Source organism: Nostoc sp. WHI, from assembly GCF_015714725.1.
Classification (GTDB): domain Bacteria; phylum Cyanobacteriota; class Cyanobacteriia; order Cyanobacteriales; family Nostocaceae; genus Nostoc.
On record NZ_WBKM01000337.1, the window covers coordinates 1 to 21,743 of the forward strand.

The window sequence follows — 21,743 nt, forward strand, 5'->3', positions numbered from 1 at the left end:
CAAATCTTTTTCGATAATCTTGATAGATGTAATTTAGATTTGTTTTGACATTGTGAACAACATAAACAAAGTATTGAACTCCATGCTTTTTCCCCTTACCCCTCCTATATTTGCAGACAATCCATAAGTTAAATGTGACTGAATCATCTTGGTTTCTTGTAATTGTATAAGTAGTTTTATAACTTTTTCGGCCTTTTAAAAATTGTTTGATTCCTCCCTGTTTCCCCGTCTTGATGGCAGGCATAATAAAGGGAATATCTAATGCCTGCAACCATCTGATTACAGGAGTATTAAAAAATCCCCTATCCAAATAGAGTTTTTTTACATTTATTTTAAAGGATTCAAGTTCTGCCAATAAATAAGTAATTATTGCTACACTGATATCTAGTTGGCGAACACCTCTAACTGCGAGGGTTACACGCTTATTTTTGTTAATAACATATAAAGTTGCATAGGCGTAAAAAGAATGAGTACCAGATTTGGCTTGACTTCGATACAGCACTTTCCAGTAATGTGAAGTACAATAATGGCAGAATAAATAAACTATTATTATGAAACCATATTCCGTCGATCTGAGAGAAAAAGTAGTCAATGCTTATCAGTTAGGAAATATTTCAGTTAGAAAGTTAGCTGTAAACTTTGGTGTTGGTAAAGCTTTTGTGCAAAAAATGTTGAGACAGTATAAAGACTTGGACATGTTAATCCTGGCAAGCAAGGCACAAGAAAAAAAGCGGTACTAGCAGATTCTTCTACTCAACTTATTGCCTTGGTAGCAAAGTATCCAGATGCAACTCTCTCTGAATATAATATTGTGAATATTGGCTCTTAACTCAGGGGCAACTAGTGAGTTCTAGCATGATGTGTAGAGAATTGCAAAAATTAAACCTAACTCGTAAAAAAAAACGGTTCGGAGCAGTCAGGCAGCTACCGATAGAGTTCAATTGCTCAGGTGTGAATACAGAGAGAAAGTCAGAGATATAGAGCCGAAAAATATGGTTTTTTTGGATGAAGCAGGCTTACTGCTTGGGTTAATGCGTCCAAAAGCTCGTAGTAAAAAAGGAAGTAGAGTCTATGATTTAAAACCATTTTATCGAGGTAAAAAAGTCACTATTATCGGCGCAATCAGTATAAATAAAGTATTGGCTGTGATGACACTAGATGGTTCAATGGATAGTAATGCTTTTCGTGTGTTTATCGAAAAGTTGTTAGTGCCTCAATTATGGACAGGTGCAGTTGTCATGATGGACAACCTATTTGCCCATAAAATCGATGAAATTACGCCCATAATCGAATCTGTTGGTGCCAGTGTCATCAATCTATCTTCTTATTCACCAGATTTTAATCCCATTGAACATTGGTGGTCACAGCTTAAAGCTTTTATCAAAACATTTTCTCCAAAAACTACTCAAATGGTGGATGTATTGATTGCAGTTGCTTTAAATATAATCAATCCTATGCATCTGCGAAATTGGTTTGCTAACTGCTGCTACTGTACTTCATGATTCAGGAAAGTGCTGTACTTTAATATACGTAGTCGCGACTAGCGATCGCTCTTTGGGAAAAACTTTTTGGTTTACTGATACACGGGTTCTATTAAATCACCTGCCAATTGTTGCTGTAGCTGACCTACGCGCTCGTTTAGTAGCTCGATTTGCTCTATATAGTTTTGGCGCTCACTGGCGATCGCTTCCCCAACCTCATCTAAATTTTCGTTGTAGCTACTTGCCAAACTCTTGATAATTTCGGCTTTACTTTGATGACCATGCGCTACCTTCTCACCCCAGGTTTGCAACCTTCTGAATAGCTGCATAGCTTCAGAGGTAATAGAATCGTGTTCATGATAAATCTTTTCTAATTCCTGTGACTTGGCAAGTTGAAAGCGTTTGTTGGCTTCCGTTTCTACTTGAGTTTTAAAGTTAAATTCCCATTGCTCAGTCTCACTTTCCAGATATTCAATACGCTGGGTATCTTTTTGAGTCTGTGTAGATAATTGATTTAATTTGGCTTTCAGTTGAGCTATTAAAGATGTGCTTTCTAGTTTGTTATGACCTAACGAGTTGATGGTATTTCTCGCTTCTTTGAGTTCATCTTTCAAAGATTCTAGCTGGCTGCTAACAGTGGCTAACCTTGACTTGCTCCTTTCAAATTCCCTGATGATTTTATGCAGCGTTTGACCTGCTTGTTCATTCTTATTTTCGGCATGGTTTAATAGTCTTTGTGATTTAGTATCCGCGACTAGATAAGTAATAAAACTTGCTGGCAACGCCCCTACACCAAGCATAGAGATTAGTTTGGCTGTACCGTTGGTAAACCCTCCAGAAGCAAACGCCAAGCCAGTACAGAAGCCAAATACACCAAGTCCTAACCCGTGTATTGCTTTCATTGCTTCACCTCTATATAATCGCCTAACTGTGCCTTAAAACTTGATAATTTCCCTTGAGATTCAATAGTTTTTAGCCGTGATTCCTCAGATTTAATGGAGGCTTGCAACAGTTTTTGATTTAGTTCGTCTTTGCTATGAACGGAAATGCTTGTATCGGCAACCGTCTTCACTTGGTTGACATCTAAAACAACTGATTTTTAATGGACAGATTTTAAAAAACATTTTTATCTCTAGCATCCGATAATAACTATCTGTCAAAAAAAATGATACTTCAACACAAATATTCATTTAAATAAGAGAAATTTATCTTATTTTTATTTCAAAATGAGAATTGCTGCCAGTTAAATCAATTGGTTGCGAAATCTTCTAATACCGATCAATAAAAAAACAAGAAGAAAGCCTATCAGTGCTAGGACATGTATCCAAAGTACATCTAAACCAACTCCTTTGAGTAAAATCCCTCGCACAATAGTAATGTAATGCCGTAAAGGATTAAATAAAGACAGGATTTGGAAAAAGGGCGGCATCGCTTCAACAGGAGCAATCGCTCCAGAAGTTTGTATTATGGGTACATTGATGAAAAAAGACATTAGTACTACTTGCTGTTGAGAACGAGAAATAGTTCCTAATAAAATGCCTAAACTAATTCCCACTAATAAATATAAACCCGATAATGCAAAAAATAGGAAAAAATTACCGCGAAATGGTACACCAAATACTAACCTTGCTAAGGTAAGTGCCAACAAAACATCTCCACTTAATAAAATACCTAGTGGTAACATTTTTGACAATAGAATTTCCCAATTAGCAGATGGAGTCATCAGTAATTGTTCTAAAGTTCCTATATCTTTTTCCCGCACAACAAGTACTGCTGAAGCGAGTGTTGCTATTAACGTTAATACTAAACCCATGACTCCGGGTAAAAAAAACCAACTACTAGTCAGCCCAGGATTGTAGAGAAATACAAATTGAAGTAATACTGGAGAGCTTATCTGAGTTGACGCTAAACGATTATTATAGGCTTGAACCATTTGGTTGATATAGTTATTAGCAATACCTGCTGTATTTGCATTTACTCCATCAATAAATACTTGTATAGTTGCTGATTTTGTTGCTAATTTACGTGAAAAATCTGGCGGTATAATTATACCTATATCTAATGCACCTTCCTCTACTTGACGGCTTAAATTCTTTTCACTAGTAAGTATCGATTCTAAGATAAAAATATTATTTGAAGTCATAGCTGCTAATAATTCTCTGCTTTCTTGAACTTGAGCATAATCAACAACACCCAATTTCAAATTTCTTATATCTGGATTGAGTGCAAAACCATATAGTATTAACTGTAAAGTGGGCGGAATAGTTAGTATAACAATAAACTGTTTATTTCGCCGCAATTGATTAAGTCCTTTAATAACTAAAGTCCAAAATAAATTATCAAATAATCGTAAAATAAATTTCATATTTTTTTAATCTGATAATTGCATTCGTTTGATTACATGATATGACGCATTAAATAAGAGTAAACCAAAGATAGCTAACATTAATAAATCAAACCAAATTCCACTCCATCCAATACCTCTCACAAAAACATCACGAGTAATATGAATGTAATAACGGGGTGGAACTAAATTAGGTAAAAGGGAGATGGGGAAGGGGATATTATTGAGTGGATAAATAAAACCAGATAGCAATAAAGAGGTAATAAAACCAATGAGAGTTACACCTTGAACAGCTGAATTCTGATTACTACTACGTGCTCCTAACAACAAACCAAATAGAACGCTATTGATGAGAAAAAGCAAAGTACCAAGTATTAAAATTATAAAATTACCTACCAAGGTAATTTGAAAAACTACTGAGGCGATAACTATGGCTACAAAAGCTTCACAAATGGCGATTAGTAAGTAAGCCAGCCCTTTACCAAGTAAGAACTCAGCAGCAGTTATACTAGAAGCATAAACTTGCAAAATCGTACCTCTTTCTTTTTCTCGCGCCATTGCAATTGCTGTTAACAAGGAAGGATAAATCCACAAAACTACACCATAAATCCCCGGTACAAAATACAGCGATTCTAAACGACCAGGATTAAACCACAAACGAATCTGCGCTTTAACGGTGTTTGTTGATGGAGCAAGCTGTTGATCTATAAGAAAAAAATTTGTGACATTTTGAATATTATTTTTGATGATACGAGCATTGTTGACATCTGTAGCATCAATTAGTACTTGTACCTCTATACTTCTACTAGCTTCTATGGCTCGACTGAATTGTGGAGGTATGATGACCGCTACTTTGGCAACACCACCGTCGATTAAATCTTGGGACGGAACTCCTTCTGGCCATTGTACAGGTACAAACTGATTAGTAGCATATAAGCGTTCAATATAGCTGCTACTCAAGCTTGTACGATCAAAATCCTGGACAATCAATGGAATACTATCACTTTGTAATCGGAGAGCAAACCCGTAGATCAGCAAGGTGATCGTAGGCAATAAAAACGCCAATGCCAATGTCAAGCGATCCCGGCGAAATTGAGCTAGCTCTTTTTTACACTGAGCAAGAATACGTTGTATGGGAACCATGATACAGCACTTGCGTCTGTTATGAGGTACACTAAATTAAAATATAAATACCTTTAAATGAAGTCATACTCTGTCGAGCTTCGAGAAAAAATAGTTGCAGCACATCTTCAAAAAAACATCTCAATCAGGAAAGTAGCTAACATATTTTCCGTCTCAAAGAGTTTAGTGCAAAAGCTTGTAAAGCAACAAAAACTTGAAGGAAATTTACAACCCAAGCCGCGAGGAAAACCACAATTTAGTCATTTAACAAATGCGGAAGTAGAGTTAAGGGAATTAGTTGAAGCACATCCAGATGCAACATTGATAGAGTTATGTGAATTCTTGGCAGACAAGACTGGTAATTGGGTGGGTCGAAGTGCAATGTGTCGTGCCTTACAGAAATTAGGATTAAATCGTAAAAAAAAACAAAGCGGAGTACCCAAGCCGGAACAGAGAGAGTCCTAAATTTAAGATTAGATTATTGGTGCATGTCAAACATATAGAGCCAGAAAACTTAGTATTTTTGGACGAAACTGGTGTTCTACTTGGGTTAACAAGGACTCATGCCCGTTCACAAATGGGAACAAGAGCTTACTCTCTTAACCCCTTCTATAGAGGTTCAAAAGTTACAGTAATTGGAGCAATTAGTATTAACAAAGTAGTTGCATTAATGACAATGAATGATTCAATGGATGGCAGGGCATTTGAATTATTTGTTGAGAAGTTTTTAGTGCCAAATTTATGGTCAGGAGCAGTAGTAGTAATGGATAATTTATCCGTACATAAACTAGATTTAATTTTGCCAATGATTGAAGCTGTAGGCGCGAAAGTTATTTGTTTATCCTCATACTCTCCCGATTTTAATCCAATTGAATTATGGTGGTCACAACTTAAATCTTTTCTACGCCGTTTCGCTCCAACTACAACAGAAATGGTTGATAAACTAATCTCAGTTGCACTCGACTTAATAAATCCTCAACATTTAAGAAACTGGTTTGCTAGTTGCTGCTACTGTACCTCATAATAGCCGGAAACGCTGTAAGAGTAATTTCTCAAAAATATGCCTTAACTAAATGCTTCAACAAAATCAAGCTAATTCCTGAATATTTAGTTTTGCGCTCGTTGGACTATGCCAATAAATGCATCTTCCAAAGAAAAAGAAATAGGGCGCAGGGAGTGAACAGTTAAATGAGCTTGCTCAAGGAGCTTAAGCAGTAAGGGAATTTCTCGTTCTGGGTTGTTGAGAACAATATGTAAACTATTGGCAAAAATAGAGACACGCCAAGGTTCTAAATATTTTTTGAGCAGGTTTGAGGCAGCTTGATTGTGATTGATGATTAGTTCCATCAGTTGTCCTGGTTGAGAAGATTTGATGTAACTGGGCGAACCTTCGGCAACAGTTTCTCCTGCTACCATAAAACTCATGCGGTTACATTGTTCGGCTTCTTCTAGATAATGAGTTGTAACTAGAATTGCCGTACCATTGCGAGCAAAATCATTAATTAGCTTCCAGAACTGACGACGAGCCAGGGGATCAACTCCTGATGTAGGCTCATCTAAAAATAAAATATCTGGTTCATGTAAAACGGAAGCACCAAAAGCAACTCTCTGTTTCCAGCCACTTGGTAATTGTCCAGTAATCATCATCTCTTGTCCTTCTAATCCACAGGAGGCAATTACCCATTCAATTTTTTCCCGTCTCAGCTTACGAGGTACACCATAAACTCCGCTATAAAACTCTAAGTTTTCTAAAATTGTCAGATCGTCGTAAAGGGTGAATTTCTGGCTCATATAACCTATTCGTCGCCGTAGTTCTGGACTACGCAAATTACCTGTTTCACCTTTAAGGCAAATTTCACCACCAGTGGCTGGAAGCAAACCACACAGCATTTTAATTGTGGTGGTTTTTCCTGCTCCGTTAGCACCTAGCAATCCGAAAATTTCCCCGTAGCGCACCTTGATGTTAACGCTCTTGACTGCTTGAAAATTACTAAATGACCGACTGAGATTGTAGGCATAAATGGCAACAGGTGAGGAAGTAGTTTGTTCTTCACTCAAAACCTCAACATTAAAGTTAACTATACCTCTCGTTCCTTTTCGATAGCGGGGGAATAAAAAAAATTTTGGAGATGATTCCTGTTTACGCAGACGAGCCACAAAAACATTTTCTAGCGTGGGTTCGGCATGATCAATGCTGGAAGATGTTAATTGATGCTTTTGCAGTAACTTCCGCACTTGGGTTTCGCCTAACACCAAATCTGGAACCAAAACATCAAGACGATCGCCAAATGTTTGCACATCCGCTATGCTTGTAGATTCACTTTGTGATAAAACTTGTTCGGCTAGTTTTAAGTTGGATGTGCGGACTTCGAGGCGATGTAAACCTAAGCTAGCACGCAAAGCAGTAGGAGTGCCAATTTCTTGAATTTGACCATCATACATCAACGCCACACGATGACAGCGTTCTGCTTCATCTAAATAAGGTGTTGCTACAACAATCGTGATTTCTTCGGCTGATAGTTCCGCAAGTACATCCCAAAACTCCCGTCGCGAAACTGGATCGACACCTGTTGTCGGTTCATCAAGTAAGAGAATTTGGGGCTGGGAAACCAAAGCACAGCAAAGCGCTAGCTTTTGTTTCATACCGCCGGAAAGTTGCCCCGCCAAGCGATCACTAAATCGCTCTAGATTCATTAAACTCAGGTATTTATAGCGGCGTTCTCGGAATAAATCCTTTGGTACTTTTTGCAATCCCGCAGTATAACGCAAATTCTCATCAATACTAAGATCCAGGAACAGCGAAAACTGCTGTGTCAGATACCCCGTTGTTGAGCGAGCATCGCGTGGAGGTAAACCAAATATCTTCACTTCTCCAGCAGTGGACTCCATCACCCCACTTAAAATATGAAAGGTGGTAGTTTTACCTACACCATCGGGGCCAATTAATCCAAACATCTCACCTTTATGTACAGTGAAATCTATGCCCTGTACAGCTGGCAAGTTACCATAATGCTTATGTAAACCTTGTACAAAAATTGCTGCTGTTGAAGAACTAAAGATAGGAGATTTAGTTATAGCTTGGAGGTTCATTGTTCTGACTCTTTACTTTTTAACAAAATTTCTGCATCTGCGGGCATCCCAATTTTTGCACAGGGCAAATCAGTTCCTGTGTAGGGTTGATTGGGGTTAAAACAGCCAGCCGGGTTTTGAACACTGATGCGAATACCAACAACTTGTCTGACTCTATCCTTTTGAAAATAAATATTTTCCGGTGTAAAGGAAGCTTGCGGATCAATAGCAATTACTTTACCTTTAAGGGGATGTTGAGGAGCAGAATCCAAAAAGATTTTGGTTTTCTGTCCGACACGAACTTTACCAATATCTCCTTCTGGAATAAAACCTCTAAGATATACTGTGTTGGGATCGACCAATTTGAGAAGTTTGGTTTGGCTGGTTACTACCGCACCTATTTCCACATTGCGGGCTGTAACTACTCCTTCGATGGGACTGACAACATTTAAATCTTTCTTAGAATCTTGAATTTGGGTAACAATTTGCTGTTTGGATGCTTGCGCCTCTTCAACTTGAGACTGAGCAGCTTTAAGTTGTGCTTGAGCAACATTTAATTGAGCATCGTCCTGCTTCTGCTTTTCTTGCAGTGCTTTAATTTGAGCATTACGGATACCGGGGTTAAAAGCAGAAGTTTTTGCTTGGGTTAAACTTCCTTGGGCGGCATTTAACCGTTCAGTTTCCGCATTAGCCGTGGCCTTGCGTGCTTCGAGAGTGGCAATAGCTGTGTCTAAGGCAGCTTGTGCTTGGTCAAATTGCTGCTGGTTGATAGCTCCTTCATTTACTAGTTTTGCATAGCGATCATGATTTATTTTCGCTAGCTTTAATTCTGCTTGGGCTAACTTAATTTGTGCTTGAGCTTGTACTAATTGTGCTTTAGCAGCCGCTACTTGAGAGCGTGCTTGAGTAACTTCACCTTGAGCATTGCCTTGCGACTGCTGAAAATTGAGTTGTGCTTCTTGAATTTGACTTTTGACTTGCTCAATTTGCGCTTTGACTTGCTCTATCTCTTCTTTTGCCTGTTGTTCCTGATACTGGAGAACATTAATTTTTGCTTCTGCTGAGTGGAGTTGTCCTTGCAGCACTTGGTCATTACTATCATCGAGTTGAACTAACTTCTGTCCTTTCTTAACCATTTCTCCTTCCCGGACAGTAATCAACTCAATTCTTGCAGAACGCTTCACCCCTATCTCAGTTTCGTAACCATCAATTCGCCCACTCAGTTGAAGGACATTTACTGCTGGTTGAGGCTGATTCTGCCACACTGCATAATAACTAATACCGCCGATTACAGCTAAAACCGCTACCAACAACTTTATTGGTTTCTTGCGATTCTGCTTTTTGGCAAGTAGGGCTGGAGCTTTTATTTGCTCGTCGGTAAGAGAGGTAATAGAATGAGCCATTTTGCTTGTTAGGGAAAAACTTTTTATAAAGGTGGACAAGTAAGGTAGCCGAGCTGCTTTTTAAAGTGTTGTTCTAACGCTCCCATAACAGCAAGGACTATATTTTCACACCAATGCCGAGCAACTAGTCGTATGCTTACCGGTAAACCAGTAGCTCCGATTTCTATCAGACGAGCTTTGCGTTCAATTAAGTCTTTATCTGCCGTTTTAGGTTCGCTTTCTTTTGCAGTCTGTATACGAGTTGCAGCAACAACTCTTGCTGGCATTCTTAACAACTTGCAAAAAGCAGTATAACTGATAGCACTCACAAGGTCATAAATACTGTCATAAATCAAAACTGATAGTGCCGATGGTGGGTAAAAAATAACAATCCAGATATTGGTTTCAATCTCTCAACGTTTAACAATGCATAGGCGGGCATTCGGATACTGCAGCCAATGTCACTACCGAGACCAAGAGCCGAACTACCAAGAACAATAATCACAGCTTTACCGCAGCTACTGCCACCTGAATTATGATCTAAGTTCCAAAAAGTGTTGGTGCAATTATAAGCTAGGTTATTTGCTTCGTTCAGGATCAAAAGTTGGAACACATTGGTTTTACCTAAAATAATTTCCTCGGTTTGACGAAATTGCTGTACCAGGTTGCCAATTAGGATATTGACTACTAGAAGCGAAGAATAATGTTACCTTAAAAGGAATTCGCTCAAAACTGAAAGAAAAAACCGAAATAACAATTGGTATCTCTACGGAATATCGGATGTTACAGAGGATGGAAGTCAGCCGAAGAAACAACATTGCACGCCCGATAAAGAGACTCAAAAAGTTCAATTCATAAAGGTGGAGAGTTGAGAAATTAATCGAAGCTGCTAGAGCTCAGTTAATTTATTTGCCACCATATTCTCCTGATTTTTCGCCAATTGAGAATTGTTGGTCAAAAATTAAAAATATACTACGTTCTCTCGGAGCTATAAGTTATCCAGACTTAGCAAAAGCAGTTGAAACTGCTTTTGCTAAGTCTCATTAAATAATATTCATAATTGGTTTACCCATTCTTGTTACTGTACCTCAGCAGACTTAAAAATGTTATATCTTGTACTTTTGTTAAAAAATTAAATAAGATTCTTATCTTATCTTGATAGATTAGCTGATTTTACAGCTTTTGTACATTCCTGCTAAATAGGAATGTGCAGTATCAAATTAAATAAATTTCGCTATATCAATGTTGTATATGTTAGAAGATTATTTACGCGCATTGGTTTGAGATATCATGCCATGTTAACTATTTTAGGATTTTTAGAGTTAGTATAATTCAATTTATCAACCTTTATATTGGGATTAAAGATTTATGATATTCTGAGTATTTCTGAGCAAGCTCATCCGGAAGTAAAATAGGACGCATACATGGAATCTTAACAAAAAGACCAGTTTGTTCAGCTATAGCTACAACTTTATTATGTACATATATTTCAGCTTTAACAATCCACCTAATAGAATCTATTTCGCTGATCCACATTCGACCAAAGACTGTATCACACATTTTTATAGGTTGCTTGTAGTCAATTTTAGTTTGCAAAATAGCAGGGGCAAAACCTTGTTCTAGTTGCTTTCCAAGTGGGTAATATGCTGCCATCATTGCTAAACGTAAATCTTCTAGCCAGCGCACATAGACAATATTACTAACAATACCAGCAAAATCTATATCATATGTTTTAACATCCAAGTCTATCCCAATCTCGAAAAAGTTTTCACTTTTATTAAGAAGCATAAAATTACCTCAATTTTAAGAGTACGGACTTTTCAACCCATTTTAACTTTAAATAATAAGCGCTGAATCTTCTCAGTTACCTGCGGTGTTAACGGTTAGCCGGGTTATGAAAGTGATCGCTCGTATAGGCAGTTGCTTGGGACACCAACACGATACTCCAGTTGGCATCCAAGTACCACGACGAGGTTGGTTAAAATTGCACGGACTTTGTAAAGGTTGGCAGCTTACTAAAAACACTTAACAGGAAAAGTCAGATTCAAATTAACCGTCAGGATCAGTCTAGGAATACAGGAAAATTAGCTTATTTATCTATCCAAGTATGTATAAACACACTTTATATGAATCATGTAGAAAAACTCACCTTAAGCTAAATACATAAGCGCTTTTGTATGACTTTCATAAAGTTGTAATCCTTTATGACGCTCTAACTTTCCACTTGATGTTAGAGGTATTTCATTTTGTTTTAAAAAAATTACATCAAGAGGTGATATTCCTAAAGATAGAGAAACAGCTTCACGAATAATACTGATAAATTGCTTTCGTTTTTCTGTATCTACCTCGTTTGTTACTACAAACAATACTAAGGATTCGGTTCCTTTATTTTCTACACTAATTGCCATAGCGTTGCGAATTTTAAAACCTTCTAATTCTTTGACAACCAGTTCAATATCATGAGCATAGTAATTCTGCCCGTGCACAATTATTACCTCTTTACGCCGTCCTGTAATATAAAGTTCATCTTGGTGAAAAAATCCGAGGTCTCCTGTCGCAAACCAACCTTCTCTAAATGCAGAATTAGTAGCTTGTTCATCAAAATCATATCCTTTTGTAACTGAATCACCTCGAATACAAATTTCGCCAATTTTATTTTTTGTACTAATAGGCGTGCCATTGTCTTCAAACAGACAAATTTCAATTCCTTTGACAGGGTATCCTACCGAGATCACCTCTTTAGCATCTGGATTGTCAGGTGATACAATATCTACAATTTTTTCGCCAATTAAACTCCTTCTAGTAAAAACTGAATGGATACCTCTATCAATAGGTGGAAAAGTAACTGCTAAAGTTGCTTCTGCTAAACCATAAACTGGCATCATTGCTTCTGGATGAAAACCTGCAATTTGAAATTTATCTATAAACTTTTTAGTGGTTAAAGAATCAATTTGTTCAGAGCCATTCATTGCTGAACGCCAACTTGAGAGGTCTAGCGTTTTAATATCTTCCTCTTTTATCTGCTCTGCACAACGTAGATAAGCTGAATTGGGAGCCGGTGATAATGTTGCTTGATAGGGTTCAAAAAGCTTCAGCCAATATAAAGGATTACGAATAAAATCATCAGGTGCCATGAGTAGCAAATCTATTTGAGTATAAATACTAGAGAGTAAACATCCAACTAATCCCATATCATGAAACATAGGTAACCAAGTGCATACTACATCCTTATGTTCCATTTTCAAGCCATGACGAATTGCTTCTAAATTGGCCAAAATTTGTTTATGAGTCAGAATTACTCCTTTAGGATCTGAAGTACTTCCAGATGTATATTGAATAAACGCCGGATTATTTTCAACTAGCTCACTATAAGTAGTAAAATCCTCTAGGAGTAAATTAGAAACAGTAAGAACTTGAATGCTGTAGTCGGGACATCCTGATGCTTCCCCTAAAATCTTAATTAGCTTCTTATCTCCTAAAACGCGATGTATTTGAGAGCGTGTTAATGCTCCATAGATGCGTTGTACATAACGAATAGAAGAACTGAAGCGAAAGGGAGCAGGAAGCGTTACTGGCACACCACCTGCCGCAATCACCCCAAAGAAAGCACGTACAAAATCAGCAGAGGTAGGTAGAATAACACCTATACGTTCTCCTGGAGTTATATTTAGTAAGTTTTTCAAGCTACTAGCAATACGGCCAACATCTTGATATAGCTGTTGATAAAGTAGATATTCTACTTCTTGACCAACTTGAAACAGACGTATGCCACGGGTTGGGTTGTACTCAGCTGCTCTTTTTAAAACAGCCAGCAAATCCTGTGGTGAGCCTTTTATTGTCATTGTACTCGTTCCTCTATCATAGCGATGTTGGTCATGGTTAAAAAGTCGAATTCGTAAACAGCTAATTCAATTTGACTGCCTTCGCAGTGCTATGGAAGATGTTCTTGGTACAGCGTCCTAACCAACCTGGCGGCTGCTATAACTCAGCCGCAATGCCTGCTCTGGGCGTAGCCATCGCCTGTGTAGTGGCAGTAATTTCTGTTTCTGCAACTGTTGTTATCTCTGCTGTTATTTCTGCTGTCGCTGCTATCTCCATAACCGGATTTAGTGGTGGTGATTCTTCCCAGTTCACCTTAGTTACCGATTCTGATTGTAAATAGCCGTCAAATTTACGAGCTAGAGCCTGCAAAACTTCTACTCTCACAGGGTCAAGCATGGCTGGATTATCGACACAGTAGACCCGCTCCCGTACTCCATCAACAAGTTTTCTAACTGGTTTTGCTAGCTTAACCCCTATGCTATCGAGTAGCGATCGCAAAAACCCAATGTTTTCTTTTTTAGATTCAGTTTCAGGCTTCGGTACAGTATTGAGAGCCAAGGCAATATCATTGCGCTCTCTGACCGTGTTAATTAATTTGACCACTGCCGGGGAATTTTTATGAAACTCTCCATCTAAAAACTGAAGAATATTTAGCTCTTGCAATGCCCAAATTTTTTGGTGACTGTCACCCTTAGCCTGAGCTAAAAAGAAATTTTGGTTAGTGGCCATGTAATACCAGTTAACCTCACTTCGCTTTTTAGATATCTCAAAGTTGTTGAGAAAATAAAATCGTCGTTGCTTTGAGATAAATTCTTTATCTTTCAGGTAATAATCAGCAATAAATTCAGCATCCCATAGGCTTGATTCCTTGATTTTTGGTAGTGCATCTAGTAGCCAAGTTTTCTCTATTCGTCGCTGTACTTCCTTCGTAGGGTTTGACTTAGCAACTTTGCTAGCTTCATCAATTGAATTAAATTCAATAGCTTGATAAAGCTCGGAAGCATAGCGCATTCTCACAGCTTCCTTGGCTGCTTCGTCTTTGGCTTTAGCTCCATCATCAGTTTCCCACTCGCAAATCTCAACACTATGCCCAACTTCTTCTAGTGCATGAATCAAGCATTTTCTGAGGTTATTCATCTCGAAATTATCGAGCGTTCCTAACTGAGAAGACAACTGCCACCAATCATCATTACTACGAGCGATCGCGTTCCCAATTATTTCGAGCATTTTGCTATTATTTCCATCAGCCGCAAGTATAGCTGATTGAATAATTTTCTCATCCAGCAATTTTGAGAATGCTTTAGCTGAATAATTTTTCGGGTTATTTCTGTCCCTAATTGTTGATTGTTCAGGACAGAACACATAGTGAGGTATTGTGTTATCCCTAAGCCTAAACAGCATTTGGTGTTGGCTGTTAGTACCTTGAACACCAGTAAAAAAAGTAAACTTATCTGTAAAATAATTCTTGACAGTAACACTTACCCCAGATTCCGCAGTGGGCGAAATTATAAAATAATCTGGCTTATATTTTTCGATAAATGCGTCTGGGTTAACCAAGAACTCTTTAGCCCAAAGTTCGCCGCTAGTATCCTTGTTTAAAACATAACCAAATTTCCCAGCTTGTCTAAGAATTTCATCAAGCCTATCTGTCAAGTTTTTGGAGTCGCTGGCAATCCAGGGCCTTACATCATCAGATAATAAAGCCTTAATTAGTGGTGACTTATCCCGTTTTTTAATTTCTCCATCTTCATCAATACCAACAATAAATTTAAAGGTGTGTGGGGCAACTTGAGTTTGATTTTCAATTTTGATTACTTTCTTACCTGCTATCTTGGCTATAAAATCAACGTAGATGTCAGCCAAGTTACCATCAAGTAAAATCACTCTATTGCACTCTCGTAAAGCTTTTGAGAGTATTGCTATAGCTCTGCCTTGTTCTTCTTTCAGTGTGCCACCGTTGGTAGCATGAAGCAGAACTGAGACAGTTTCATCCAGGTAAATATCGACCCCTTTGAAATAGCCGTCGATGTGGTGAATCGAGTCAAGACAAAGCGCTAAATGAGTAGCATTATCAGCCACAAAATAACGTCTATTATCATCATTTAAATGGTATATTTTTAGTCCTACTTGACTTGCTCTATTACCAGTCTGCAATAGTAAATTGTTGCGATAACCAATCATAAAAGCCCGATTAGAACATAGCCTAATTAGCTCAATGAGTGCTTCTGTTTTACCACTACCTAGCCCAGATTTAGCCGAAATAATGACATCTTTATCAGGTATTTGAGCAAATCTGAACTTGGATTGATTAACCACAATATCGGGTGTATAACGGCGACTTTTTAACCAGTTACGCCACGCCCAATCCTGAGAATCATCAAAAGATTCTGATTCATCAGCCAGTGAGAAAAATTCCCCTGGTGTAATTAAATCAAAGCCAAGAATGTTGTCAAGTTCATCAATGTCAGGGTGTTGCCCTTTTTCTAGCTGATCCCACCAAGCAACACTAACTGAGTAAGTCCTACTTGTTAATTCTTCAATAATTTTCTTGTAATTACTTAGGATATGAGAATTATCTAAGCTTCCAGCATCTGGGCATAAAACAACTTTACTAGTCTGCCCTAGCCCGTCTACCACTGCATTGATTGAGCCTAGCCAGTTTGCCCCTGCTGCTCCAATAATTTGGATGTCTTTACGTCCATGCCTAAACCACAATTCCAGAGCTGTAATCAGCGACTTTAACCCACCCTCTACTAACCAAGTTTCTGTGATTTGTTCGGCTTCTGGATGCCTCCAGAGAAATACAGGTAATTCACCGCTTGGCAGGTGTGGCCCATTCCCGCCTTTATTGGCAGATGATAGCCAAATATAATTGCCAAATTTTACACGGTTGTCACTGGCTATTTGAAATCCTGTAATTTCACCGTTGAGGTTTACAGCCGCGATCGCAAGCCCGATGACCCCTGTTAGTTGCCCTCCAGATACCCCAGCCAAAGACGGGGGAGCATCAACTTTTAACCCTGGCTTCCAACTTGCTAGCCACCCTTGAGAAACTGCAAAATCAATCTCTTCAGAATTTAAGCCGCGTCTTTCGGACAGTTCTGAGATGCGGTGTTTTTGGTTTAATCCCAGTGTGGCAACGATGCGGCGGTATTGTTCATCCCGGTCGGGGATGGAAATCAATTTAGCTAACTTCTGTTGCTCCTCCCATTGGAGTTTTTCACGCCGTCGTCTTTGTTCATCAGCCCAGTGCTGTTTTTATTCTTCTGCCCATTGCTGATTGTCGAGCTTTAAAACTGCCCATAACCCATCTTGGGTAAAATCGATGACTTTATAGCCACTCTCAACAATTTCACCCTTGCGGCTGCTATTGGCAGACATACAGAGAATAATTTCTTCTATATCCTGATGTCGGCAGTTGCCTTTAGTATCGCTACAAGACAAACAAGGATTTGCTTTAGAGGTAGGGGTAAACTTGCTCATACTGCCACCTCATATTGAAGGTTAGCCAGTATGAAGAAAATTACTAAGCTGTCGTGATAGCCTGCTTTTTCGAGAATTTCGACAGATTCAGTCAATCTTCTGTCGGTAATGAGTTCCATGAGCAGGCTAAAAAGTTGACCACCAGGGGGGATTTTGCTAGAATGCTTATGGTTAAAGGCTTTTTTAGAGCTATTTTTGGGTTTTTTGTTCATTGCTGTAATTTTGTAAGGTGTTTACAAATCACAGCCCCTTGAAGTTATGTCAATAAAATTGTTAAGCTAGACGTACTAATTGAATTGAAATTTTTGGAATCTGTTGAGTTTCAGATTCCCTGGTGAACGCCTGAGAAACGTTCGACATAACTAGGGGGCTGCACTCAGCATTTTTTTTGCTGATGATTTCAACGTAAGCCTTGCTAGGCAGGCAATGCAAATTTCGCGCGAATATTCAGTAAAGTATCTTTTTTTTACACGGTTTACAGGTATTCGTTTAAGAGTATGGCGATCGCGGTAATTTAAACGCCCTGCTAGATTAGCAATTGCTTTTATTTCGCTGTTGACTTTTAATTCTTTAGCTAGTTTCCCCAATCCTTTGAGATATTCAGACCAAAGTTTTTTAACCAGTTTGTTGTCAAGCCCCATACTTATCGCAGAGTCAAACATTCTGTAAAGATGAATATTTTCATGTGATTTTGTAAAGGGGATAATTCCTTTGTCTAACGATCTTCTAAGTATTCTTAGTCCGTCTTCTGTTTCTCCTTTTGCAATACTATCCCTAGACAACAGAATTGATTTAACTTGGCTTTGTTGATTTTCTGTAATGCACTTTATCCACCAGCAGTAAAGGGTTGGGTAATGATGGCTAAATTCAATTGCCTCCCAAATTGCAGCACATAAATCAAGTTGGATGTTGTATAATTCAGCTTTTGCTCTTTGGTTTAAGAAATCTGGGTGCGTAAATGGCATCCGTTTAATATTTACCGCTTTTGTCCGACAATAAACAAGCCAGTAAGCAATTACCTCCCATTCAAAAACCATTTCTGAGAGTAGCCATGTTTGGGCATCTGTAAGCGTATCCCAGTCAATATCTTTAATAAGTTGTGGAGGAGTAAAGGAAGCTATAGCCCTACCTTCACTGTCGGCAATTCTGTATGCTTCTCCTGAAATTGTTGCTATTCCTGTCTTATAGGTCATACATTACAAACTGCGATCGCTACCTGGTAAGAAAAAAGCAAGAAACGGGTTTATCAATGGTTGTTACCTTGTTGTCGTAGCAGGTAGTCTAAGATCCGGTCGATACGCTCCAATGCAGCGTTGTTAGTACGCTGATTTTCCTCAAGTCGCTCTAAAACTGTTGCCTGTTGGGTAAACAGACGTTGTGTATTGAAAATAAAAGAATCAACCCGTTCGCTTAACTGGCCAAGTTGTGCTTGGGTTCTTAATTGGGCGTTGGCCATCTCGTCAACTTTAGTACCTAGTCGGTCAATTTTCTCATTGGCTGATTCTGCATAGCTAGCAGCAGACAGTAGCAATTGCTTAACTGTCTCTAGTTCATCCTCTACATGGTCTAGTCGCTGTGCGTTGGTCATGCTGATTTCTCCTGTTTATCTTTATCCTGTGCTGCTTTAGCGAGTAAAGTAGCTGCAAGATTGCTAGCACTTCTATTTTCTTCTTTTGCCCATTCTTCAAGTTTTTTAAGAGTGGTGTCATCTGAGAAATAAACAGTCAATCTATATCGGGTAGCCATTTCAGCAAACATAAATCTATTAGTCCATAATGCCTTACCTGACAATTAAATACTCTATAAGACTTTACAAGATTGTTCAATACATCACTTGACATTATAGTACCGTCATGTACTACTATATCAATAGGTAAGCAATCGATCAATAACAAGCCACTAATTAGCGTCCTACGAGTACCCCAAGAACTTACACAGCAAGGGGTTTAGCGATTAGGAGCGACATTGTGATGTGTACTTATTCTGATTGCTAGCTAGTTACTATCTGATTCACATTGATTACTGTAGTAAACCGATGAAACCTAGACGGAGCAAACATTCTACAGACCTAGACTCCTTCCTTGATTTCCCATCTACCAAGACATATTTAGCTGAGGTCTTGGGTGTTAGCCGTTCGACTTTGGTCACTTGGGAGAATTTAGCTTTCTGGAGAATCCCTAGTTTCAGAGATGCTTACCCGAAAAAAGCCGACAACACTCACGATCGGGAGTCGCCCTTGTCGCCATATCAAGCATGGGTTTTGGGGAGAGTAGGGCCATTAATGGCACAGCTACGACGTGGCGATCGCGTCAAAGGCTATATCGCCAAAAACCCGAATGATTTTTCTAGATACCGCTATCAGCAAGCATTCCAGCAATTACAGAAACTACAAAAGGGAGCGTAAATCATGGCAGCACGGAAGAGAAGTACAGCACCAACAGCAGACACAGTAAGCATTCATGATGCTGCAAGAAAGTACATGACCACGGAACAAAGCTTGAGACTGGCTCTAAGCCATGTTCGCCCGGATGATTTTGACACTGTAAAGGCAGTTTCAGAAGCCGATTTAGAAGCGATCGCCTCATACTTTCAGCCAGAATTGCCAACTGTGGCTAGCACCTCAGAGTTCCCCAAAAATTCACAAAATTTTACACAACTGGAACAGTCCGAAAGTTCACAAAATTTAACACAGCAAGCATCTGAGCCAGCCACAGAACAGCCACAAAATGCCCTATCCCGACAAGGGCAACAGCAACATCTAACAGCCCCTACCCCCGGCTCAAGCCCTAACACCCAACTGACGCTGATTGACCAGCTAACTAGACAAGCATCAGAAGAAATTGCAGCAGTAGACGCTATAGCCCAAGTTAAGAACCAACTGATTCTAAATAACTTGGCTGTGCGAGATGCGGAACTAACAGAGGGTATCAATCAGCACTGGCAACACCAAAAGCAAGGATATTTGGGAGCGATTAGAGATTTGGCTGGACTTGCACAGCAAAAGCCAGAAGTTACCCCAGATGAAACCGACCTGACCCAAGAAATTGAAGGCATCATCACCGAACTGGGAAAAAAGCTAATCGTGTGAGAGCGATCAACATCCTGTTATCTCCCCTCGACTTTGTTAACTGGTTATTAGAAAGAGTACTAACGCCATGACTTTTACAATTTCCGGCATTGAATCAGAGGTAAATATGAGCGGTAATTCCTTACCAGAGCTAGTTGCTCAAGCTCAGGAATTACTTGGTCAAATCCGCCAACATCCACAGTTTAAAGGCTTACGCTTCGATTGTGATGTAGCTATTGGTGACATTAAGCAGTATTTCAACTACCTCGAATGGGCTGTTGCTAGTAACTCAGAGGTAGCTAAGTTTGAAGGTTTTAGAGAATAATTGTTGCTGCCAACTCCACAGAACACAGTTGGTAGCAGATAAAGCCAGAATTAATGCTCTCAATAGTTTTGAGAGCTTTTAAGCATCAGATACCCGTCAATACTACCATGCAAGATGACTTAAACAGCCAAATTCAGGATGCAAAGACGGATGAAACAGAGCTAAAGCTTGTCCTCAAAAAATACGATTTAGATGAGGAATTAGCGCTTGAATTTAGCGAAATCGACAAAGCATTTAGGCAATTGGAAATTAAATATCAATCCCTAGTCAACACCAGAAAATTTTTGAACAATGGCTAAAATTGACACTACAAAAGCAGCTGCTATTGCTGTAGCAGAAAAGTTGGCAGGACGTAAACAGAACTTGACATCTAGCACTAATTCCACATCTGCCACATCACCTGCCACTATTGCGATAGATAGTCGCATTCCTGGCTTACTAACTGTCACCCCTGACTTAGTACCGGGAATGATGCCACCATTCCAGCCCAATCAGTATCATATTTCAGATCCGCTAAATCCTCCTGAAACTCTTCCGCAGGCAAGCCAAAGCCAGTTTGATAAGGGAATGAAAATTTACGAAGGTGCTACGCGATCGCTCAAATTGACCGGAGCCGCGCTTGACCTGACACGCGAGAAATTTACTGTAATTGGTAAGCATTCAAAAGCCTTTGGTGCTGGCATCCAAGCGGCTACCGAGATCGAAAAAGTCAAGGGTAACTATACTGACTATTTGAATCAAAAAGAGGTGACTACCCAAAAATCAGTTGTTCTGGATGTCAGTCAAGTTAAGACGATCGCCGATACAAATATCTCGGTTTATAGCAAAGATGAACTAAACCAAAAACTGTTGCAAGCTCAAATAAAAGCTGAGGAATTAAGGCTAAAAACTGTTGAGTCACAGGGAAACCTAGCAAGCTTTAAAGCACAGTTAGGTGATTACCTAGAGGTAAAATCATGAAATTATCTCATGGGTTAGGGCTAAGTGCTTTTAGCTTGTGCGCTGGCTTGGTGGTTGCTTCTGGAGGGTTCACCAACGATATAGCCAAAGTAATGTCTATGCTTGGTGTGGGAGCATTGCCAGCAAGTTTTATTACTTACTTTATCGCGGATACTAAATCACAAAGATTATTAAACAGTAAACCAAAAAGTTTTTCCCAAAGAGCGATCGCCAAAAGCTTTGTAGTCTATGATACTTTTTAATACGCAATATTCTAACTAGCAAACATATAGCAATCCTAAATGAGTCGTGAAAAATATAAATAAGGAAACGAACCGCCAAGAACGCCAAGGACACAAAGGGAAGAAAGAAGAAAGAGATATAGAATTTTCACAAATGATTTAGGACTGCTATAGTATAGATAATGATTACTTATGATTAGCTGATTGATAATCTATTGATGTTAACCGGATGGAATGTAAATGCTTTCAACTACTTGATATTTACGTTCAATAGCTTGAGATAAAAAAGACAACATCTGTTTGAGTGGAAAAAGTGTGCGATAAATTAATCGACTACCTTTTCTCTTGCGACTGATTCTGAGCCAAAGGAGATTCACCCAGATATTAACTAGAAGAAAAGATATACCAACGAATAGTAATCTTAAGACTGGATTTTTATTATTAGTTTTAATTCGACAAATATTTTT

At 38.9% G+C, this 21,743-nt stretch carries 26 protein-coding genes and 3 pseudogenes; 11 read left to right on the forward strand and 18 right to left on the reverse strand.

The window, feature by feature from the left end; genetic code table 11:
* Window positions 1-499, reverse strand: a pseudogene (locus tag F8S12_RS41305) (ISH3 family transposase); the annotation flags it as partial.
* Between the two features lie 52 nt (window positions 500-551).
* Between F8S12_RS41305 and F8S12_RS34445 the strand changes: the two are divergent.
* Both F8S12_RS34445 and F8S12_RS34450 read left to right on the forward strand, forming a co-directional pair.
* Window positions 552-740, forward strand: coding sequence for a hypothetical protein (locus F8S12_RS34445; protein ID WP_196520748.1), 189 nt, complete (start codon window positions 552-554; stop codon window positions 738-740).
* A gap of 252 nt (window positions 741-992) precedes the next feature.
* Window positions 993-1,502 (forward strand): transposase, encoded by a 510-nt coding sequence (locus F8S12_RS34450; RefSeq protein ID WP_196520749.1) that lies wholly within the window; start codon window positions 993-995, stop codon window positions 1,500-1,502.
* Window positions 1,503-1,573: 71 nt separating this feature from the next.
* On the opposite strand, the gene F8S12_RS34455 is transcribed toward F8S12_RS34450, so the two are convergent.
* From F8S12_RS34455 to F8S12_RS34470, 4 genes are all read right to left on the reverse strand, one after another.
* The gene (locus tag F8S12_RS34455; protein WP_196520750.1) at window positions 1,574-2,383 is read right to left on the reverse strand and encodes a hypothetical protein; all 810 of its coding nucleotides are present in this window, start codon (window positions 2,381-2,383) and stop codon (window positions 1,574-1,576) included.
* On the reverse strand, window positions 2,380-2,553 hold the full coding sequence (locus F8S12_RS34460) for a hypothetical protein (RefSeq protein ID WP_196520751.1): 174 nt from the start codon (window positions 2,551-2,553) through the stop codon (window positions 2,380-2,382). The genes F8S12_RS34455 and F8S12_RS34460 overlap by 4 nt, the downstream gene beginning before the upstream one ends.
* 171 nt (window positions 2,554-2,724) lie before the next feature.
* The gene (locus F8S12_RS34465; RefSeq protein ID WP_196520752.1) at window positions 2,725-3,846 is read right to left on the reverse strand and encodes an ABC transporter permease; all 1,122 of its coding nucleotides are present in this window, start codon (window positions 3,844-3,846) and stop codon (window positions 2,725-2,727) included.
* 6 nt (window positions 3,847-3,852) lie between these two features.
* Complete coding sequence (locus F8S12_RS34470; RefSeq protein ID WP_230968475.1) at window positions 3,853-4,968, reverse strand: ABC transporter permease; 1,116 nt, start codon at window positions 4,966-4,968, stop codon at window positions 3,853-3,855.
* A gap of 57 nt (window positions 4,969-5,025) precedes the next feature.
* Here F8S12_RS34470 and F8S12_RS34475 point away from each other — a divergent pair, with 57 nt between their 5' ends.
* Together F8S12_RS34475 and F8S12_RS34480 are read left to right on the forward strand one after the other, a co-directional pair.
* On the forward strand, window positions 5,026-5,412 hold the full coding sequence (locus F8S12_RS34475) for a helix-turn-helix domain-containing protein (RefSeq protein ID WP_196520753.1): 387 nt from the start codon (window positions 5,026-5,028) through the stop codon (window positions 5,410-5,412).
* A gap of 58 nt (window positions 5,413-5,470) precedes the next feature.
* Window positions 5,471-5,971 carry a transposase gene (locus F8S12_RS34480; protein WP_230968476.1) on the forward strand — a complete coding sequence of 167 codons (501 nt, stop codon included), beginning with the start codon at window positions 5,471-5,473 and terminating at the stop codon, window positions 5,969-5,971.
* A gap of 83 nt (window positions 5,972-6,054) precedes the next feature.
* Here the strand turns inward: F8S12_RS34480 and F8S12_RS34485 are convergent, their stop codons facing one another.
* Genes F8S12_RS34485 through F8S12_RS42530 form a run of 4 tightly spaced genes read right to left on the reverse strand, consistent with a single transcriptional unit; the run spans window position 6,055 to window position 10,077 of the window.
* The gene (locus F8S12_RS34485) at window positions 6,055-8,037 is read right to left on the reverse strand and encodes an ATP-binding cassette domain-containing protein (protein WP_196520755.1); all 1,983 of its coding nucleotides are present in this window, start codon (window positions 8,035-8,037) and stop codon (window positions 6,055-6,057) included.
* Window positions 8,034-9,419 carry an HlyD family secretion protein gene (locus tag F8S12_RS34490; protein WP_196520756.1) on the reverse strand — a complete coding sequence of 462 codons (1,386 nt, stop codon included), beginning with the start codon at window positions 9,417-9,419 and terminating at the stop codon, window positions 8,034-8,036. Before F8S12_RS34490 ends, F8S12_RS34485 begins: the two co-directional genes overlap by 4 nt.
* A gap of 23 nt (window positions 9,420-9,442) precedes the next feature.
* The gene (locus F8S12_RS34495; protein WP_196520757.1) at window positions 9,443-9,754 is read right to left on the reverse strand and encodes a hypothetical protein; all 312 of its coding nucleotides are present in this window, start codon (window positions 9,752-9,754) and stop codon (window positions 9,443-9,445) included.
* The gene (locus F8S12_RS42530; protein WP_196520771.1) at window positions 9,751-10,077 is read right to left on the reverse strand and encodes an amidase family protein; all 327 of its coding nucleotides are present in this window, start codon (window positions 10,075-10,077) and stop codon (window positions 9,751-9,753) included. Before F8S12_RS42530 ends, F8S12_RS34495 begins: the two co-directional genes overlap by 4 nt.
* A gap of 188 nt (window positions 10,078-10,265) precedes the next feature.
* Between F8S12_RS42530 and F8S12_RS41310 the strand changes: the two are divergent.
* Window positions 10,266-10,376: pseudogene (locus F8S12_RS41310) on the forward strand (transposase); the annotation flags it as partial.
* A 369-nt stretch (window positions 10,377-10,745) separates the two neighbouring features.
* On the opposite strand, the gene F8S12_RS34510 reads toward F8S12_RS41310, so the two are convergent.
* The 8 genes from F8S12_RS34510 to F8S12_RS34545 form a co-directional block, all read right to left on the reverse strand.
* The gene (locus F8S12_RS34510; protein ID WP_196520758.1) at window positions 10,746-11,186 is read right to left on the reverse strand and encodes an acyl-CoA thioesterase; all 441 of its coding nucleotides are present in this window, start codon (window positions 11,184-11,186) and stop codon (window positions 10,746-10,748) included.
* A 362-nt stretch (window positions 11,187-11,548) separates the two neighbouring features.
* Window positions 11,549-13,240: an AMP-binding protein gene (locus tag F8S12_RS34515; protein WP_196520759.1), complete on the reverse strand. Its 1,692-nt coding sequence runs from the start codon at window positions 13,238-13,240 to the stop codon at window positions 11,549-11,551.
* A gap of 136 nt (window positions 13,241-13,376) precedes the next feature.
* On the reverse strand, window positions 13,377-16,403 hold the full coding sequence (locus tag F8S12_RS34520) for a plasmid replication protein, CyRepA1 family (RefSeq protein WP_196520760.1): 3,027 nt from the start codon (window positions 16,401-16,403) through the stop codon (window positions 13,377-13,379).
* Window positions 16,404-16,478: 75 nt separating this feature from the next.
* Window positions 16,479-16,703, reverse strand: a complete 225-nt coding sequence (locus F8S12_RS34525; protein ID WP_196520761.1) for a hypothetical protein — start codon at window positions 16,701-16,703, stop codon at window positions 16,479-16,481.
* Window positions 16,700-16,915: a hypothetical protein gene (locus F8S12_RS34530; protein ID WP_196520762.1), complete on the reverse strand. Its 216-nt coding sequence runs from the start codon at window positions 16,913-16,915 to the stop codon at window positions 16,700-16,702. Before F8S12_RS34530 ends, F8S12_RS34525 begins: the two co-directional genes overlap by 4 nt.
* A gap of 150 nt (window positions 16,916-17,065) precedes the next feature.
* Window positions 17,066-17,896 (reverse strand): hypothetical protein, encoded by an 831-nt coding sequence (locus tag F8S12_RS34535; protein ID WP_196520763.1) that lies wholly within the window; start codon window positions 17,894-17,896, stop codon window positions 17,066-17,068.
* 53 nt (window positions 17,897-17,949) lie between these two features.
* Complete coding sequence (locus tag F8S12_RS34540) at window positions 17,950-18,291, reverse strand: hypothetical protein (RefSeq protein WP_196520764.1); 342 nt, start codon at window positions 18,289-18,291, stop codon at window positions 17,950-17,952.
* Complete coding sequence (locus tag F8S12_RS34545; protein ID WP_230968477.1) at window positions 18,288-18,461, reverse strand: ribbon-helix-helix domain-containing protein; 174 nt, start codon at window positions 18,459-18,461, stop codon at window positions 18,288-18,290. Before F8S12_RS34545 ends, F8S12_RS34540 begins: the two co-directional genes overlap by 4 nt.
* Window positions 18,462-18,738: 277 nt before the next feature.
* Here F8S12_RS34545 and F8S12_RS34550 point away from each other — a divergent pair, with 277 nt between their 5' ends.
* From F8S12_RS34550 to F8S12_RS34575, 6 genes are all read left to right on the forward strand, one after another.
* Complete coding sequence (locus F8S12_RS34550; protein ID WP_196520765.1) at window positions 18,739-19,107, forward strand: hypothetical protein; 369 nt, start codon at window positions 18,739-18,741, stop codon at window positions 19,105-19,107.
* 3 nt (window positions 19,108-19,110) lie between these two features.
* On the forward strand, window positions 19,111-19,791 hold the full coding sequence (locus tag F8S12_RS34555) for a hypothetical protein (protein WP_196520766.1): 681 nt from the start codon (window positions 19,111-19,113) through the stop codon (window positions 19,789-19,791).
* 67 nt (window positions 19,792-19,858) lie between these two features.
* Window positions 19,859-20,095, forward strand: coding sequence for a hypothetical protein (locus tag F8S12_RS34560; protein ID WP_230968478.1), 237 nt, complete (start codon window positions 19,859-19,861; stop codon window positions 20,093-20,095).
* Between the two features lie 107 nt (window positions 20,096-20,202).
* Complete coding sequence (locus F8S12_RS34565; RefSeq protein ID WP_230968479.1) at window positions 20,203-20,394, forward strand: hypothetical protein; 192 nt, start codon at window positions 20,203-20,205, stop codon at window positions 20,392-20,394.
* A complete protein-coding gene (locus F8S12_RS34570; protein ID WP_196520768.1) occupies window positions 20,387-21,055 on the forward strand; it encodes a hypothetical protein in 669 nt (222 codons plus the stop codon). The genes F8S12_RS34565 and F8S12_RS34570 overlap by 8 nt, the downstream gene beginning before the upstream one ends.
* Window positions 21,052-21,297 carry a hypothetical protein gene (locus tag F8S12_RS34575; protein ID WP_196520769.1) on the forward strand — a complete coding sequence of 82 codons (246 nt, stop codon included), beginning with the start codon at window positions 21,052-21,054 and terminating at the stop codon, window positions 21,295-21,297. The genes F8S12_RS34570 and F8S12_RS34575 overlap by 4 nt, the downstream gene beginning before the upstream one ends.
* Window positions 21,298-21,497: 200 nt before the next feature.
* Here F8S12_RS34575 and F8S12_RS41315 read toward each other — a convergent pair.
* Window positions 21,498-21,743, reverse strand: a pseudogene (locus tag F8S12_RS41315) (ISH3 family transposase); the annotation flags it as partial.